Origin of the sequence: uncultured Methanospirillum sp. (assembly GCF_963668415.2) — an archaeon.
In the GTDB taxonomy this organism is placed as follows: domain Archaea; phylum Halobacteriota; class Methanomicrobia; order Methanomicrobiales; family Methanospirillaceae; genus Methanospirillum.
This window is the reverse complement of the sequence record NZ_CAXXDL010000001.1, coordinates 1,987,212-2,004,938: the sequence shown is the minus strand read 5'-3', so window position 1 is coordinate 2,004,938 and position 17,727 is coordinate 1,987,212. Positions and strand designations below refer to the sequence as shown.

The window sequence follows — 17,727 nt, the reverse complement described above, 5'->3', positions numbered from 1 at the left end:
ATACCTTGAATCTGTTTCTGATACAGATTAGAGTTCCGGTTTGATTCCGGTTGTACCAGGATGAGGACTGAATAATCCGCTCACCGGTGACAATTGGGAGCCAATATTCTAATACCTGCATCGGCATATGTCTACATATTCAGTGATTGCAGAGTATTATGTCAGAGCAGAATAATATTTTCTTTTTCGGCTATGATGCATTCACCGAGGGTATACTGATCACTGACAATACTCTCACCCTTCTCTCCTGCAATACAGCATGGAAAAGACTCTTCGATCTTCCTGAAGAATGGACTGCTCACACTATAGATGAACTCATCAGGGTCCTCTCTGACCGGGGTGTTGAAACCGACCCAATCTGCGGCATACTGGCAGCGATAAGAGCAGATCCCTTCTGGTCCGGTTGTCTGGATCTTACGGTTTCTGTTCAAAGAACAGTGCATCTGACGTCCAGGCCCATCAGGGATACTCATAATGAATCCATTGGACGAGTCTGGATGTGTGAAGAGATCCCGGATGTGCTTACGAGCGGAGATGGCCTTACCCATCCTAATCAGTCTGACCTGATGTTTAAGACGATTTTTAACCTGATTCCGGAAGGGATCGCAATATCAGACCTTACGAACGGTACATTCTACGAAGTTAACGATCACTTCAGCCAGTGGTGGGGATATACCAGAGAAGAGGTTATCGGCAAGAGTGCCATTGATCTGGACTTCTGGGTTGATATACAGCAGAGAGACGAGATCGTGAGACTGCTTAAGAAGGATGGTTTTTGTAAGCAGGTACCGGTGAAGATGAGAGGAAAGGATAAAAAGGTGAGAGATATCCTCTTATCGGGCAAGACCATCACCATTGATGGCTCCCCCTATATGCTCACAATTCCATTCGATGTTACCGAACTCATGCAGTATGAAGAAAAGGTCAGGTCTCTTGCTTCATTCATTGAATTAAACCCGAATCCTGTCTTTGAGATCAATGCATCCGGGACCATCACGATGCACAACGAGGCAACAGTGCGGGTTATTCGTGATCTGACCGGGACCGGTGATATATATCGCTTTATTCCTGATGACTTAAGCGAGATAGTGCAGGCCATTCAGAAAGGCATCGAACGGACATGTACCCTGGAGATAGTCGTTGAGGATAGAACATTTATCGAGTATATCCACGTCACGAACCAGTATCACACTGCACGTATCTATCTGACCGATATTACCGAGAGAAAAAGGGCAGAACATGAACTGCTGAAGAGAAATGATGATATCGCTGCTGCATATGAGGAGATAGCCACAGCAGAGGAGGAACTTCGGCAGAATTATGACCGGCTGGTTGAGCAGGAACAGATTCTCTTTGAGAGTGAGAAGAAGCTCAGGATGATCGTTGATCACATTCCCGGTCTCGTGCTGACAACTGATACCGAATTGAATGTGAAGAGTATCTTTGGTGCTGCTCTTGAGAAGATCGGTCTTCGTCCAAATACAGGGGTAGGTCATAGTATTCGTGATCTCTTTTCGTCTGTTGATGCCGGTATGCTTGATGCACACAAACAGGCTTTACAGGGTGCAACCTCAACCATTGAAGGATATTATCATGATAGATCCTTTCTGCTGTATGCATCCCCTATCGTTGATCTGTCAGATACAATAACCGGCTCAATCGGGGTTGCAATTGATATCACCGAGCAGAAGAAGTTGGAACAGGAGCGAAGAGATCTTCTCACCCAGCTTGAGAAGAACCTTGTTGAACTGGCATTTCTGAATGATAAGATCAGAAATCCTCTCACGGTTATCGCCACACTGGTTGACATGCATGCTCCTGATATTGAAGAGCCTGTCAGTCGTTGTGTGAAGGATATTGATGATATCATCGATAATCTGGACAAACGCTGGATTGAGTCAGAGAAGACGATAAACTTTCTTCAGAAACACTACGGTGTCCGTGCTGAATTCAGGAAATATAATATTTGATGTCGTATTAAGAACGCAAATGCTTTCGGTTCCCTAGATGAGAGGACTGATAATTCTCAATAGGAGACCTTTAAATTCATTCTTTTTGATGCGAAGAAATATTTGATAGTTTTGAAATTTCCCATAATTTTCGTACCATTGAAAAAAGGAAATTATTGATATAATTTCGCCGATACGGTAGTAGTAACTCCTTTCTTTACAGTGATGGTTTCGGACCAATTTGCATAGCCCTCAGTATGGAGCCCGAGGGTGTGCGATCCAGCCGGTATACCTGAAATCTTTTTTGCGGTCTGGTATTGGGTATTTTTCCCGTCTAGAGATATTTCAGCACCTGAAGGAGTTGAATAGATAAAGATTGAACCATTATATCCCCCTGACATCATGGTTGCTGAAACCTGGGTTGTTTCCCGAGCTTTGATGCTGACGGTATCGGTCCAATCTTTGTAAAGGTCTTTTTTCAGCAAGATTGTGTGAATACCGGGAGTTAATCCCGAAATGGATTGAGGTGTCTGAAACCCGGTATCTACCTGATCTACAAAAATCACCGCGCCTGATGGAACGGAAGAGATAGATACTGTTCCGCCGGTCTGATTTAGGATCGCGATAATTTGGGACGTAAACCCTGGCTGAATTTGAACAGATGTTGAATAATTTTCAAATCCTGATTTCGCGAGTTTCACGTCATGAATTTCTGGAGTTAGGGGAGATAATGTACAACTCGTTTTCTTTCCGGTATCAGATCCATCAAGCCATACTGATGAACCAGCAGGTTTTGTGATAACTGATAGTTTCCCTGCCCGAGTAAGTGTTGCAGAAATCATTGTTGTTATGTTAGATTTGATGGAAAATGATTGATTATAGTCCACATAACCATTCTTTGTCAACTTCAGTGTGTGATCACCAGAGGTGATATTCATAATGGTCTGTGGAGTTAGAATTCCAGTATTCTGATCATCAATCCAGATTGAAACAGATGATGGAGAGGATGATATAGTTAAGTTTCCAGTTCCCCGGGGTAAAGGTTTATACTCGGTAGTGAATGTTTCAAAATAATTCATGTACCCATAATCTTCCCCATCGTGATAGGTACTGTTATAGTTCATATACATTTTTAGTCGAAACAGACCAGTAGGTCTCTGATCCTTGATTCCCCAGCTATTCAGAACTATCCAGTAGGGATCACTGCAGGTATCATTATACCCAACGATGATAGTGCAGTGTCCGGCTGATGGGATGGTTTCATTGTAAATATCAGGATCCCAGAGGATATTTTCGGATTCATTCTTCCAGAATGAACGGAAAGAAGTCCATCCATCTTGTGGGAGATAGAAGGTATAGATTACAGGAATATCCGAATTAATTAATGATTTTATGGTATTAATTGCAGCAGTTTGTCCGTCATATGCCCAAATTATATTATCAGTTACAGAGATGAATGGATAATTCGGTGATGTTGCGATATACGATGCTGGCATCGCGGAGGTTTTGCCGGATGTCCAATAATAATCTGCATAACTGGCATTTGAGTTAGACCAGGGAACAGCCTGGTGAAGAGTATTATTGAAGAATGAGGCAACATCTCCTGTCCATCCCCCTCTACAGGCGTTTCCTTGAATAGATCCATTATTCCAATTAGAATTAAAGTATTGAACAGAGAGTCTATCGCTGACTTCATCATTTACGGTGTGGGCTATTTCAAGCAACCCGATAGAAGCCCATACCCAACAATTGCCACAATATCCCTGATCTCGTTCTTTCCCTACATAAGGCATAGCAGACAGGAGTGATTTTGAAGCAGGAGGGAGGGATACACCTTGATATGTAGGGACTCTGGACATCTGTACCCTTTCCACCTGAAGCTTTCTCATCTGTTCTTTGTTGAACTCCATCAGACCACGATCAAAATCAGAGTCCGACAGAGTTTGTGATGCACTATCATTTCCTGAACATTCAATCTGACCACAATCGAGTGAGTTTGAAGTGATGGGAGGAGTAAATATCCCAGAGTCAGCAGTGCAGACAGGAAGAAGAATAGTCACGAGTAAAACAAATAGAAGAACCAGGGACAAGTTCCTCAGTAGAGTAATGGGGTTCACAATAAGGTAAAATTAGTTTAGTAGAATATATATTCGATGATAAATATCGTCATATAGCAGTGGCCCACCTGGTAACTGAAGATGGATATTCATCTGTTGAAAGGATTTGCTTTGATAATTTGGATCAAATCTGTAGGAATAAACGAAAATATGCCGGATTCCCATTACCAGTTATATTTTGGTCACTACCCAGAATTATGATCTCTGAAAAAAGGGTATTCGTATTTGAGACGATCAGCAGGAATCATGATTCCCGATAATTCAAAGGTATTAGCCGAAAATTGACCTCATTATATAATCTGTTTCCAGTGATATTGTCCAATACAGCTCCGTCGTCTGCAACACCAGAACCAACCATCATTACGGCGACAATGAAACAGAGGAACAGGATATGGATAAAGCCACTCCTGCCGAAAAATCGTCAGGTTTCATCAGATAGATCAGATCTCGTCATCATTCCCCCAACTCCTCTTTGTCCCGGAAAAATCCCCCATCTTGACTCCCCGATTGTATAGATTTCTAATTAAGAGGGCTTTATATATCGATCAAATATATCTGGGAGGATAGCTAAAAACCCCCCCTTCGCGAAGTTTGAGTTTAAATACCCCATATATATTCGACGATGGAAATAGGGGGTTTTTAGTTATTCTCCAGGGATTATTAAAGAGAGAGAGAGAGAGAGAGAGGATATCCAGAAAATCAATGCCAATATGCCTTGAAGAGAATCTATTTCCCGAATTTTTAGCCTTTCAATCGTTCCTGATTCTTACTCAACGTTCCTGTCAAGAACCGACAAGGACCCGACAGGCGGTAACCAAAAAAAGGGGTTTCTGTTATTCTGATAATCTCTTGTTCATCTCCCGGTAATCAGTGACTAATTTCTCGACCAGTACCTCTAATGAGTGTAAGTCTTCCTTGTTAACCTCCCCATCCTTTTCATATGAGGCAAACATCTGCTCAGCTCCATCCATGATGTTCTGTTTCGAAAGTTTCAGATCCTCAAAGGATTCATTGGTAAAGTTACCCTCATGTTTGGCAACAACGGTATCAAACATCCCGAAATTTTTCAGAGCATGTTCCTTTTCGGTTATGTTTGCGGTCGCCGGGTATGCATGTGACTCTTCTATTGCAAGTAACAGAAAGGTATAACCGGACCGTTGTCTTGCATATGCAGTTGGCGGTGTCAGATTTGTCATCGTTGCCAACCACGTCTTATCAGAGGCATGAATGATATTGTCTCCAGCCTCTTCAAACGCTTTGGCATCATCTACATTAATTTTGCCATCCTTTTCAAACGAAGAAAACATGGTTTCTGCGGCATCCTTCATAACCGGAATAGATTTTTTAACATCTTCCATTCCGCTGATAAAGGTTGAGTCATGTTCGCTGGGGGTTACATTGGCCTTCTCAAATGCAGCAATCGCCGCTTCCGTTGCGTTCATCTCCTCATAATACTCATCCTTCATGGCTGAATTATTTGTAAGGACATAATCGAACGCGGTTTCAGATGTAATCATTGCCTGCATCTCAACTGCTGAAAAATAATAGCGTAAATACAACGGCTCACTCAGATTGACCGTCGGTGAGTTTGTATCAGGTGCTCCTTCTGCATACACTGCTGTTGTCAACAAAACCAATCCAATCAGGATTAATACCGATAAACACTTTCTCTTCATCTCGTGCTCCTGGAAATATGTAATAGAGAATATGAGTATATAAAGAACATGGTATCACCCACATATTGAAATCCCGATTTTATGCAACTCATTACAGGAGAACAATCTCCTCATTCGTCACCTATTGAATCGCAAATATTCCTAACTCCGGATCGTCAATTACGAAAAAAGGGGTAAGATCGGGGGGATCTGGGTGAATCAGGGGGCCGTTATGTATCCTTTCTTTTCTATGCTGCCTGAACTGGCACCGTTCTGAACGGTAAGGCCTACCGGATACGTTCCCTTCATTGTATAGAGATGAGTCACGTTCCGGGATGTAGAGAGGTTTCCATCACCAAGATCCCATACCCAGGATGTCGGGTTTCCGGTTGATTTATCCACAAACGAAACCTGCATCGGAGCAGATCCTGAAGTATGGTCTGCTGAAAATGCTGCGGTTATCTTTCCCGGTACCTTTGTCGGGGTCGGAGAGGGAACAATCCCGGCAGTTGCAGTCAGGGCATGGGCTAACGTGGCAACTCCTCCGGTCAGGGCATTGGTTGCCCGGAGTGTGACGTGTATGTTCCCGGAGTCGTATAGGTATGGACCGGATCCTTCTCGGTCGAACTTCCACCATCACCGAAGTCCCATACGAACGAACTCGGTTCTCCGAGCGACTGATTTGTGAACTGTACCGTCAGGGGAACTGCCCCCCAGGTGGTATTCAGGGTGACAAATGCATGGACCTGACCGGGGGTTGGCTGACCTGCCGTTGCAAAGGTACGATTGGCAGTAATCGTTGAGAACGTCCAGTTGCTCACCGGACCAACCGGTTCGTCATCGACAGAGACATTTACGATATCGGCCCCGGGCTTTGCCTCTGCCCGGTAGGTTACCTTCGTCCCTTCAATGTATGACGTTGTACCGGGAGGATAGGCGATAGTCCAGGAGTCAGAGGTGGCAGTAACCGGATGGCTTGCAGTCAGGAGAGCCAGCCAGACGTCATAAGGACCATGGTTCCCGACCACATCGCCGTCGGTAGAATCCGTTGATCCGCAGACCAGGTACCTCCCGTCAGGGGTCTGAATCATGAACTCAGGCCATTCATAACTCGATCCACCCAGACATCTCTGCCAGACCAGATTTCTGGGAGCATCAAGTTTCACAATCCAGTTGTCCATCTGTCCATGGAGTCCGGAGACATCTCCATCGTTGGAGTAGGTCATTGCCCTGAGCAGGTATCCTCCATCAGCGGTCTGAAGAATTGTGCGGGGATAATCATCACTCGTTCTCCAAGACACCTCTGCCAGGTCAGGATACCAGCACTATCAAGTTTATTACCCAGATATCCGTATTCCCATGATTACAAGAGACATTGCCATTTATGGAGAAGGTGTTTCCGTTCACCAGATATCCGCCGTCTGAAGTCTGTACTACCTGAAATGCCATTTCTGCTGCAGACCCCCCCTGACATGTCTGCCAGACAAGATCTCCGGAGGAATCAAGTTTGCCACTTAACGTCAGACACTTGATGAGATCATCCCCTATTTTGATCAATATTTTCCAGAATTTCATCGGGTAACGGTATTTGACAGTTGAAGGTTCTCTCTTCAAAATTGCATCTAATCACCCAATTTTGTATAAAAACATGGTGTAGATTGCATCAAAATTGGAGTAAATGAACCGTATTTGTCTTTCTCATCTACGAATACTGCGTAACTGTCAAATTCAATAGCGCTATTTTTGATGAATTTCGTCGATGTATGCTTAATTTTTTGGTCGATCCACAATCAATAAGAACACTTTTGTAAGTGGCAAAGTTGGGTTACAACCCGGATTTCCTCGCTCCCATGGTTTCCGGTCTCATTGCCATTATTTGAGCATGTATTTCCCTGGACCAGGAATCCCCCATCGGCGGTCTGAATGACTGAACTTGAATAATCAGATCTGGATCCTCCGAGGCACTTCTGCCAGACCAGATTTCCGGAGGAATCCAGTTTTGTACCTGACAAGGGAGATGAGGTCAGAACGGTTTAGTTTTTTGCTCTCCAGGGGAGTTCCACTTGATACAATCCAGTCCATCTTCATTGACTGGTCTGTGATCCCGGTTACACTGAGTATTGTTCCGATAGAGAAGATCTGGGACTCAAGCATGCCTGATGGGAGCCGATCAGCAGATACTCCTCCGATGAGCAGGAACACGATGAAGAGACAGATCCACTTCATGGTGATCTCACCGTGACTGTTCCATCCGGCCCTACGGTTACCGTGAACTGCACCGGATCCCCGGCCGGGATGCGGATGTCCTTTCCGGTTGTTGGGTCTCTGGTGATCTGCATCGGTTTGAAGATGTAGACGTAGGTTCCGGCTAGTGACGGGACCTGGAGTAGGTAGGTGAGATGGTACGTTCCATCCCTGAATACGAGCGGCTGTTCTCCTATTAACTGAGCCTGGGCATTTGCCGGGAAAAGGATGATCCGGGCCTGGTTTGAGAGTTGGATAGAACCCCTGTTCTCAAAGACAAGGTTCAAAGTAGTCGAACTGCCTGATGCTGCACTGCCCGTAAATGTTGCAGAAGTGATGACGAGATAGACACCGGTGTGGTCAGGGGCCGGGTCGCTGCTATCCAAAAAGTATGAGTCAGAATCATCTGTTGTTGTGGTCTGTGTGGGTGAGATAGTGGGCGTTGCTGTCGGTATTGTGGTCACCGTAGGGGTGGGTGAGATAGTGGGCGTTGCTGTCGGTATTGTGGTCACCGTAGGGGTGGGTGAGATAGTGGGCGTTGCTGTCGGTATTGTGGTCACCGTAGGGGTGGGTGAGATAGTGGGCGTTGCTGTCGGCAGCGTCCCGATCAGCGGATTGTAATCATTTACTCCTGATGTCACCTCGTAGGGAGTCAATGAGTACCCTGTCTCATTCGGGGTCTGTTGGTCTGACCAGCCATCTCCGGTAGCATTGCTCCAGTAGTTACCAGCAAGGAATGAGCCGTCGACAATGTTGGTTCCAAGGGTTGGTTCAGAGGTGTTCCAGTGGTAACGATCAAAATGCCCGGAACCCCCGATGTTTTCTTCATTTCCAAAGTAATTATTGTAAATATCTCCGTTCCCAACGGTTCCGGATTGGGAGCGAATTTCCAGCCCATATCTGGAATTTCTGGTTACATTATTTCCTGATATCAGGAGATCCGTGTTCGAATCATCTATCCCAATTCCTACCACATTTCCGGTAACGTTATTAGAAGTAATTGTGGCAGTTTCTCCGGTAGACAGGATTCCATATTCGGTATTATCAGTAACATTATTTCCAGATATTTTCACAGAAGATCCTGTTGAAGAAATACCGGATTTCAGATTGCTTGATACAGTGTTATTAGTGATATTGCTCCCGGCTGCTGTAGATAATATGCCGATTCTATCATTCCCACAAACTGTATTATTAATGATATCAGTTCCAACTCCAGTCGACTGGATCCCATTTCCCCCGTCTGTAGACGTAACGGTATTCAGAGTTAGATATGCATATTGCTCACTACCTGGATTTGTAAAAGGAGTGCCTGATTTCTGCGAGGTACTGGTTTGTGAGTTCTCATTTCCATTTGCAGAATTATTAGTAATCAAAGCCTGAGGGGAGTTCGATAAAATCCCGGTACCTCCATTTGCAGAAGCCGTAACATCGGCAGTAACAAAGTCAGAGAAATATTGGTATGAACTGGGCAACATATATGCAAATGCAGATACAGACGTTGCTGAAGACACTGAATTATCATCTGCAGAGTTTTGGGAGACGGTACCTCCCGAACCCTCGGTATGGATTCCATAACCACCTGTTGCCAAACTGGAAATATCTGCATCAACAGTATAACTCATACTCCTGTCATTCGTCTGTATGGCTTCTGATTTTAAATTTGCAGAGGATGAGGCAGTATTCTGATCCGCCGAATTGTTGAAGATGGTATTGTTCGCCCCTTGTGAGAATATTCCTGTTCCGCCTGAAGCGGTAGCCAGAGCATCGGCATCCACCCTATGGTTACCCCAATTTCCATCGCTCGAAATATCGGAATCAACATCTGTATCGGCAGAAACAGAGTTATTAATAGCACTATTATGGTTAATTACAGAATCTGATCCGATGGAGTAGATACCGTACCCACCGGAGGCAGTTGTCTTGCCATAAGTAGTTGAAGAAGTGAATGAAGATGTGGCATACGCATTTGTTTTTGATTTCGCTGTTGCCTTGGCAAGATTATTATCAGCAGAGTTATACAGAATCGTCCCATTTGAACCCTCTGAATAGACACCGTACCCACCGGAGACAGAAGAAATTGAAGAAGCCGAAGTAACACTAGCAGACTCACTTGATGCAGTTACATAATTATCATGGGCAGAGTTGTTGGTGATGTTTGCATTCTCTCCGGTCGAATGGATACCATACCCACCTGTTGCAGATGAAGTTGCAGAAGAATCCGATCCCGCAGAGGCTGTTGCATGATTATAATTTGCCTTGTTATTATCAATAGTAGCATAGTCGCCAGAAGAACGGATCCCTATTCCTCCGGAAGCAATCGCTGATGCAGAAACAGTTTCCGCAGAGACTGTGGTCACATTGTAATTTGAACTGGCATCATTATTGAGTATCCTGGCATAGTCTCCGGAGGAGTCGATCCCGATGTTATTTCCTGATACGACATTATTGGATATGTTTGCTTGATCTCCGGCTGAATAGATACCAGTCTCAAAATTAGTAATCAGATCAAAGTTTTCTACTGTTACCCCGGTGGTACCGGAGTCGATGGATATGCCTACACCGGTATCTGTCCCAGATCCACTTATTGTCTGTTCATTCCCGTCAAGAGTAACCCCGGACACTGTTATCTGGATGGCAAATGAGTTCGTTGTTGAAAAACTTTCACCGAGGTAATAATCTCCAGGAGTGTTGATTATGTAATATCCTGACCCTGCAATAAAATCTCCTCCAGTCGAATATCCAGTCCCTCCTTCAGGTTTAAGTTCAGTTCCGGTTGCTGTAATTGTTATGGTTCCAAGGGTTACTACTTCAGAATCAGAACTTGTGCTCTCTTCAGATGAAGCAGAACTACTACTGGTCAGAGACACAGCGGCTGTTGTCGTGGTGGTTGATCCAGAAAAATCGTCTGAACTATCTGTCATGTTGGTGCTTTTTGTCAGCGATGTTCCATCAGATGCAGAAGGTGTTGTGGTTGTAGCGGATGATGGTGTGCTGTCAGACGCTTCCGAGAGAACTTCAAATGATGCGGTAAGAGCTGTACTATCCTCATTAGATTCTGATTCAGATGAGTCACAGGTCCCTGAATTTGTTTCTGTTGTTGAGTTTGATGTATCTGATGTAAGGCTTGAAGAACTTGTTCCGGATGAAGAGGAGCCGGTTGAAGAGGTACTATCGGTTACTGTCGTGTCAGAACCCGTTTCAGATGGAGACGAGTCGGTTGAAGAGGTACTATCGGTTACTGTCGTGTCAGAACCCGTTTCAGATGGAGACGAATCGGTTGAAGAGGTACTATCGGTTACTGTCGTGTCAGAACCCGTTTCAGATGGAGACGAATCGGTTGAAGAGGTACTATCGGTTACTGTCGTGTCAGAACCCGTTCCAGATGAAGACGAGTCGGTTGAAGAGGTACTATCGGTTACTGTCGTGTCAGAGCCTGTACCGGATGAAGACGAGTCAGTTGCATTCACTTCTGCAAAAACACAGGAGGTAAACACTAAAAAAAGAAGGGTAAAAATCAGGAAAAAACCTGATGCCTTCATCACAAAACACCCATCCCCTGAAGTTTCTGGAGATATTGAGCAGCTTTTGTCTTTCCCTGAGGATCATTATGTATTGCAGTCTCAAAAGCAGATTTCGCTTCAGTATACCGTTTCTGTGTAATTCTGATAACACCGAGGTTGGTATATGCCATAGCAGCACCAGAAGGATCAATCTCAATAGCATTCAAAAAAGCCATCTCGGCTGCCGGAATGTCACCTTTCATGAAATCGGCACCCCCGATGCCGGTGTACAGATCAACAGCAACCGATCCTTTTGCATTACCTTCAGCAGATTCAAAGGCAGTAATTGCCTCATCAAACCGGCCTTTACTGGCTAACAGTGTTCCTTTTTTGACGTTTGCCTCTGCAATAAGTGCCAGATCCCCTGAATCAGATACTCTGCCATAACTGTTCAGAGCTTCCTCTAGCTTTCCGAGTTTTTCCTGACTAACCCCGAGATTGATCCAGCCCCTTCCATATCCGGGATCAACACTCACAGCCTTTGCATAGTTCTCTTCTGCCAGATCTGGTTTTCCAAGTGCCATGTAGCAGGTGCCAATGTTGCTTAATACCGGCGCTTGGGCTGCTCCGGTCGTGGCACTCAGTTCATTCTGAAAGGCTTTTAATGCACCATTATAGTCTCCAGTTGCAAACAGATCTGGCCCCGTTCCAAGTACAGACGGAATTACAAGATCTAATGAGCATAAACAGATTAGAAGAAAGAAAAACAACATTTTCATCAAGCAATACCCCCCACCGGCAATATTAGTTCATCATGCAAGAAGGTATAAAAAGATTTAGGCAGTTTAGGTAACGTTTTTTTAAATTTACAGGTAATCAAGCAATAAATATTTTTTTAAAATCACATTCTCATCCCTGACACGTATCCGAACCGTTTCTGCAGGTTTCTGATCTCACCAGTTGTCCCGGTTGTATCCATCCACGAGTTGGTTGCAGCGGTCTTGTTCCAGGTATCATCTGACTGGTTGGTATCCCGGGCTTCCATGATACTTCCTGAAAACTCGGTTCTGACCGTTCCCTGTGCGGGTACATTCTTATCAGCGGTGACTGCTATCCGGTAGTTCAGTGCTGCCGGGGTGCTGAATCCCCCTGCCGATCTGATCTCTCCGTGGCCCGAGATCTTTGCCTGGACGATGTTGCAGAATGAAGGCATCAGGATCTCTGCTCCAAGGAGGTGGGAGCCGTCATGGCTGTTGTAGGTCAGGATCTTCTCACTGTCGATGTTGTATGCCGAACGGCCCTTCGAGTTGGAGTCAAACTCAAAGCTCTTCACTTCGATGATGGAACCGCCGTTTCCCATGAGTGAGTCACTGTATCTGACAAGGGAGATGAGGTCAGAACTGTTGAGTTTGTTGCTCTCCAGGGAGTTCCGCTTGATACAATCCAGTCCATCTTCGTTAACTGGCCTGTGATCCCGGTGGCACTGAGTGTTGTCCCGATTGAGAAGACCTGGGACTCGGGCATGCCTGAAGGGAGGCGATCGGTAGATACTCCTCCGATGAGCAGGAGCACGATGAAGAGGTAGATCAACCTCATGGTGATGTTACCGTGACCGTTCCATCAGCCCCGACGGTGACGGTGAACTGCACCGGATCCCCGGCCGGGATGCGGATATCTTTTCCGGAGGTCGGATCTCTGGTGATCTGTATTGGTTTGAAGATGTAGACGTAGGTACCTGGCAGTGACGGGACCTGGAGTTGATAGGTGAGATGGTACGTTCCGTCCTTGAATACAAGCGGCTGTTCTCCTATTGACCGGGCCAGGGCATTTGCCGGGACAAGGATGATCCGGGCCTGGTTTGAGAGCTGGATAGATCCCCTGTTCTCAAGGACAAGGTTCAGGGTTGTCGAACTGCCTGATGCTGCACTGCCTGAAAATGTTGCAGAAGTGATGACGAGATAGACACCGGTGTGGCCAGTGGTCGGATCACTGTTGTCCATGAAGTACGAGCCTGAATCGTCCGGTATTCTCGTCTGTGTGGGGGAGACTGTGGGTGTAGGAGTCGGTGTTACGGTTGCCGTAGGGGAGGGTGAGACCGTGGGTATTGAGGTAGGGGTTGAAGTCGGCAGTGTTCCGATCAGCGGATTGTAATCATACACCCCGGTGGTCACCTCGTACGGAGTCAGCGAGTACCCAGTCTCGTTTGGTGTCTGTTGATCAGACCAGCCATTCCCGGTGGCATTGCTCCAGTAGTTTCCGGCAAGGTACTTCCCGCCAACAACGTTGGTTCCGAGTGTGGGTCCGTTCGGATTTGTCCAGGAATAAAGACTGGCATCTCCCGCTGCTTCAATATTCTCATCATTTCCAAAATAGTTGTTGTAAATCACTCCATCACCGGTACCGTCATTGTCGATGATATATAATCCGTTCCAGGAGTTATTTGTGATATTATTGCCGGTTATTGTTACCTTTTTGTCAGAATCCTGGATGGCAATCCCGCTGTTGGTATTATTGGAGACAATATTTCCGTTAATAATGGTGCCATTCCCTTGTACATATATCCCGGTATCCCGATTATTGGCAACAGTATTGGTGAGGATCTGATTCTCTTCTCCTCTCGATCGTATTCCATTAAAATTTCCTGTTGCATTGTTACCTGAAATAACAGCAGAATCATTGTCAGCAAAAATACCCACTCCATCAGAGGTGACAGTATTCTTGCTGATTGCAGCATCACTGCCCAGTGTATAGATTCCATAGGCACTTCCCGTAATGGTGTTCGCCTGGATACTGGCATTATAACCATTTGACTGGATACCGACAGACGGATTTTTTGCAAGGGTGTTGTCACGAATTATTACATCTGTTCCGTCAGAAAAAATACCATAATTTGAGTTATTATTCGCCTGATTTGTGCTGATGGTTGCAGATGTACCCTTGGCATTAATCCCGGTTTCCAAATTGTTATTTACGCTGTTTTTAGAAATTTCGGCAAATTTCCCCAACGAGTTGATCCCGATGGTGTTCTTATCCGCAGTATTACCTGATATCGTGACTGCATCGCCAGATGAATCGATCCCGTTCTCGCCGTTATCGCGTACGGTGTTTCCAGAAATCGTGACAGATGACCCAGTGGAGTTTATTCCATCGTATGTATTGGAGGAAGCGGTGTTGTTAATGATATTTACATTGATACCGAGGGAGAAGATACCAGTCCAGCCATTTCCGGTTGCGTTGTTGGATGTGATGGTAGTATCGGAACCGGTCGTGTTGATCCCGTCATGAGTATTGGATAAGAGATCGTTCATGCTGATGGTGGCGTTATTGCCTGTGGAATTGATACCAAATCCTCCGGAAAGGGTTGTTTCGTTTATCTGGCTGGTACCGTTTGCTTTCACAACAGCAGAGAGAGATGCGGAATTATAACTGGCATTATTTGCCAGTATGATGGCGCGAGCTCCAGAGGAGGTAATTCCGGTCCCTCCTGCCGCAATATTTGAATTCCCTGACGCTGAGGCATATTTGTCTCCCTTCGCCGTGGCACTGAGAGAAGTGGTTATGGTATTATCATTCGCGGTATTGTTCAGGATCGCGATATCATTCCCGGTGGAAAAGATTCCTTTTCCCCCATCTATCATGATCACATTAGCATCAGCATAGGAAAGACCATATGTGTTTATAGTTCGGTCCGCCTCAGCCGTAAGTGATGCTACTGCAGCATTTTCATTCGCAGTATTATTCCTGATTGTGGCGTTATTCCCGGTGGAAGCAATTCCATTACCCCCTTCTGCCATGACTTCATTAGAATTGGCATAGATGTACATTCCAGCAGAGGATCTGGCGTTGAGAATAGCAGTTCCCTCATTGGTATTTACCGTATTATTGAGAATCGAAGCGTTATTTCCGGTAGAAGAGATCCCGTTACCCCCATCCAGATGAATCGTATTCGAATTGGTTTTTCCTTTACTATTGCTCAGGCCTGAAACCTGTACCGTAAGTGATGCAATTGCAGCATTTTCGTTCGCAGCATTATTCCTGATTGAGGCATTGTTTCCGGTAGAAGCGATCCCGTTACCTCCAGATGCAATAACTTTATTCGAACTGGTTGAAATCGTATCAAAAGCAGCATCTTCGTATGAATTCGATGAAGAGCCGGTATACGAGGATATCAGCGTATTGCTCGTCGCATAATTATTTCTGATTGAAGCATTCATCCCGGTTGAATAGATACCGTTACCCCCGACTGCGGTCACGGTATTTGAATCGCCATACACATTAAGATTAAGAGACGAGGATCCTGTCAGGACTGCTGTTGCTGTTGCACCATTATTATCTGCGACATTTTCACTGATGATACCATTTTTACCGAGTGAGTAAATCCCGTTACCACCCGTTGTCGTAGCAGAATTATCATTGATTACGACATCGTTGGAACCTGTGCCATAACTGTCAATGACAAGTGAAGCGGTCACCGAGTTATTATTCACAGAATTTTTGATAATGAGGCTATCATCTCCCGACGAATAAATTCCAATACCGCCCGTTGCCGTAGCAGAATTCGAGTTGGTAGATTTTCCATATACGGAAGGGACAGAGGCAGCAGTAAATATTGCCGTAGCAGAGTTGTTATTCGCCTTATTTTCTGATATAACAGAATAATTTCCGGTAGAATATATTCCATATCCACCTGTCGCTTCCACATGGTTTCCTTGAGCAATTTCCCCGCTCATACTCTTTGAAGCATTCACCGAGTTGAAACTCGCGTTATTCCCGTGAATCGTTGTATGCTCCCCTGAAGACCATATTCCGTACCCCCCGGTAACGGTCCCGTCTCCGGTAGCATTATTGAAACACGCGATATTACCGGTGATATTTGTGTAATCACCGGACGCCCATATCCCGTACACATTCCTGCTCGCATTATTATCGAAGATCGTAGCAGACGTGTTATTCGCGTATATCCCGTAATCGTTCCCGTAAACCGTGTTGTTCTCGATCATGGCCTTCTCTCCATATGCCGAGATCCCGTGCTCAAATCCGGTGATGCCGGCAAAGTTCTCAACCGTTGCACCTTTTGCGGTTGAGTCAATCAGCACACCTGATGTCCCGGTGTTGTCTGATCCGGTGAACGAGATGGTATGGCTGTTCCCGTCCAGGGTGACATCTGATGCCTGAATCTCGATGGCGAATGAATTACTGGTCTCGATATCCTCATCAAGAAAGTATGACCCGCCCCTCGTGATTGTGTACGATTTAGTGCCTGAATCGTAGGAATACCCGGCCCCTCCATCTCCTCCGGTATGATTAATCGAGACAGGTGTCCCGGATCCGGAACTCGTCACCGTCACGGTCCCGAGTGTCACAACACCGGAACCTGAACCTTCACCCGTCGAAGAGGTTGAAGATAAACTTCTGCTCATCGAGAAGAGACGTGCCTGGGTGGTAGGGGTATCAGATGAGTCGTCAGAACTCCCGGTCAGGTTGGTGCTGTTAGTGAGAGAAGTTCCATCAGATGCAGATGAACTCTCGGCGGTTTCTGTGCTGTTCGAGGCTTCAGAAAGGGAGGCAAAGGCAGCGGTGAGAGTCGTCTCTTCTTCAGCAGATCCTGACGAGTCAGATGCCTCTGAACTTGTTGTATTTGCTGCTGGTGTCGTCGTGTTTGATGAAGATGTACCTGACGAAGAAGAGGCTGATGATGTGGAATTTGAGGCAGATTCGGATGAAAACGTGTCTACTGTCGGGGATGTATCCGGTGTCGTCGAGTCAGAAGAGGAGGAGGAAGAGTTCGTCGCTGGTGGTGAACCGGTCGCTGGAGTTGAGGGACTGCCCGATGAAGACGTGTCAGTTGTTGATGAACCAGTATCTGTTGTATCGGAGGTACTGTCAGACGAAGATGTGTCGGATGATGAACCTGGCGTCGAAGCACCAGATTCAGATGAAGATGAGTCAGTAGTTGGTGATGAACCGGTATCAGGTGTTCCGGAGGCACTATCAGACGAAGATGTGCCAGTCGAACCTGATGTTGATGTATCAGTGGTACCGGACGAAGACGTATCGGTTGCAGGTGAACCTGACGTGGATGTGGCTGATGCTCCGGTATCTGGTGTCCCGGAATCAGAGGAAGAAGAAGTGTCCCCAGAGGATGCACTCACACCGGTATCGGTTGAATTCCCGTCTGCACATACTCCGGGAGTTGCCACTGCTAAAAGGATGACAAGGATGAGGAGTGATCCATAGACCTTCATCACACAACACCCATACA

At 45.7% G+C, this 17,727-nt stretch carries 12 protein-coding genes; 2 read left to right on the top strand and 10 right to left on the bottom strand.

Going from position 1 to position 17,727, the window contains the following annotated elements; genetic code table 11:
* The first annotated feature begins 158 nt into the window (after positions 1-158).
* Positions 159-1,970: a PAS domain-containing protein gene (locus ACHZA2_RS09215; RefSeq protein WP_394698536.1), complete on the top strand. Its 1,812-nt coding sequence runs from the start codon at positions 159-161 to the stop codon at positions 1,968-1,970.
* 152 nt (positions 1,971-2,122) lie between these two features.
* Here the strand turns inward: ACHZA2_RS09215 and ACHZA2_RS09210 are convergent, their stop codons facing one another.
* The 10 genes from ACHZA2_RS09210 to ACHZA2_RS09165 all read right to left on the bottom strand — a co-directional run bounded on the left by ACHZA2_RS09210 (position 2,123) and on the right by ACHZA2_RS09165 (position 16,885).
* Positions 2,123-3,859, bottom strand: coding sequence for a PEGA domain-containing protein (locus ACHZA2_RS09210; RefSeq protein ID WP_319579469.1), 1,737 nt, complete (start codon positions 3,857-3,859; stop codon positions 2,123-2,125).
* Positions 3,860-4,899: 1,040 nt separating this feature from the next.
* Positions 4,900-5,742: a hypothetical protein gene (locus tag ACHZA2_RS09205; protein WP_319579468.1), complete on the bottom strand. Its 843-nt coding sequence runs from the start codon at positions 5,740-5,742 to the stop codon at positions 4,900-4,902.
* Positions 5,743-5,940: 198 nt separating this feature from the next.
* On the bottom strand, positions 5,941-6,183 hold the full coding sequence (locus ACHZA2_RS09200) for a PKD domain-containing protein (RefSeq protein ID WP_319580958.1): 243 nt from the start codon (positions 6,181-6,183) through the stop codon (positions 5,941-5,943).
* 86 nt (positions 6,184-6,269) lie between these two features.
* Positions 6,270-7,022 (bottom strand): PKD domain-containing protein, encoded by a 753-nt coding sequence (locus ACHZA2_RS09195; protein WP_319579467.1) that lies wholly within the window; start codon positions 7,020-7,022, stop codon positions 6,270-6,272.
* A gap of 640 nt (positions 7,023-7,662) precedes the next feature.
* Positions 7,663-7,947, bottom strand: coding sequence for a hypothetical protein (locus ACHZA2_RS09190; RefSeq protein WP_319579466.1), 285 nt, complete (start codon positions 7,945-7,947; stop codon positions 7,663-7,665).
* Complete coding sequence (locus tag ACHZA2_RS09185; RefSeq protein WP_319579465.1) at positions 7,944-11,504, bottom strand: NosD domain-containing protein; 3,561 nt, start codon at positions 11,502-11,504, stop codon at positions 7,944-7,946. The genes ACHZA2_RS09190 and ACHZA2_RS09185 overlap by 4 nt, the downstream gene beginning before the upstream one ends.
* Positions 11,504-12,244 carry a tetratricopeptide repeat protein gene (locus ACHZA2_RS09180; protein WP_319579464.1) on the bottom strand — a complete coding sequence of 247 codons (741 nt, stop codon included), beginning with the start codon at positions 12,242-12,244 and terminating at the stop codon, positions 11,504-11,506. Before ACHZA2_RS09180 ends, ACHZA2_RS09185 begins: the two co-directional genes overlap by 1 nt.
* Before the next feature lie 122 nt (positions 12,245-12,366).
* On the bottom strand, positions 12,367-12,825 hold the full coding sequence (locus tag ACHZA2_RS09175; RefSeq protein WP_319579463.1) for a hypothetical protein: 459 nt from the start codon (positions 12,823-12,825) through the stop codon (positions 12,367-12,369).
* Positions 12,795-13,061 carry a hypothetical protein gene (locus ACHZA2_RS09170; protein WP_319579462.1) on the bottom strand — a complete coding sequence of 89 codons (267 nt, stop codon included), beginning with the start codon at positions 13,059-13,061 and terminating at the stop codon, positions 12,795-12,797. The genes ACHZA2_RS09175 and ACHZA2_RS09170 overlap by 31 nt, the downstream gene beginning before the upstream one ends.
* Positions 13,058-16,885, bottom strand: coding sequence for a right-handed parallel beta-helix repeat-containing protein (locus tag ACHZA2_RS09165; RefSeq protein WP_319579461.1), 3,828 nt, complete (start codon positions 16,883-16,885; stop codon positions 13,058-13,060). The genes ACHZA2_RS09170 and ACHZA2_RS09165 overlap by 4 nt, the downstream gene beginning before the upstream one ends.
* 19 nt (positions 16,886-16,904) lie before the next feature.
* Here ACHZA2_RS09165 and ACHZA2_RS09160 point away from each other — a divergent pair, with 19 nt between their 5' ends.
* Positions 16,905-17,702 (top strand): hypothetical protein, encoded by a 798-nt coding sequence (locus ACHZA2_RS09160; protein ID WP_319579460.1) that lies wholly within the window; start codon positions 16,905-16,907, stop codon positions 17,700-17,702.
* Positions 17,703-17,727 lie beyond the last annotated feature (25 nt).

What these genes read in the sequence shown, in the direction of transcription:
- ACHZA2_RS09210 (WP_319579469.1), bottom strand. Translation starts at nt 3,859, where the DNA reads ATGGAGTTCAACAAAGAACAGATGAGAAAGCTTCAGGTGGAAAGGGTA.
- ACHZA2_RS09170 (WP_319579462.1), bottom strand. Translation starts at nt 13,061, where the DNA reads ATGAGGTTGATCTACCTCTTCATCGTGCTCCTGCTCATCGGAGGAGTA.
- ACHZA2_RS09215 (WP_394698536.1), top strand. Translation starts at nt 159, where the DNA reads ATGTCAGAGCAGAATAATATTTTCTTTTTCGGCTATGATGCATTCACC.
- ACHZA2_RS09190 (WP_319579466.1), bottom strand. Translation starts at nt 7,947, where the DNA reads ATGAAGTGGATCTGTCTCTTCATCGTGTTCCTGCTCATCGGAGGAGTA.
- ACHZA2_RS09180 (WP_319579464.1), bottom strand. Translation starts at nt 12,244, where the DNA reads ATGAAAATGTTGTTTTTCTTTCTTCTAATCTGTTTATGCTCATTAGAT.
- ACHZA2_RS09165 (WP_319579461.1), bottom strand. Translation starts at nt 16,885, where the DNA reads ATGAGCAGAAGTTTATCTTCAACCTCTTCGACGGGTGAAGGTTCAGGT.
- ACHZA2_RS09175 (WP_319579463.1), bottom strand. Translation starts at nt 12,825, where the DNA reads ATGGGAAACGGCGGTTCCATCATCGAAGTGAAGAGCTTTGAGTTTGAC.
- ACHZA2_RS09185 (WP_319579465.1), bottom strand. Translation starts at nt 11,504, where the DNA reads ATGAAGGCATCAGGTTTTTTCCTGATTTTTACCCTTCTTTTTTTAGTG.
- ACHZA2_RS09205 (WP_319579468.1), bottom strand. Translation starts at nt 5,742, where the DNA reads ATGAAGAGAAAGTGTTTATCGGTATTAATCCTGATTGGATTGGTTTTG.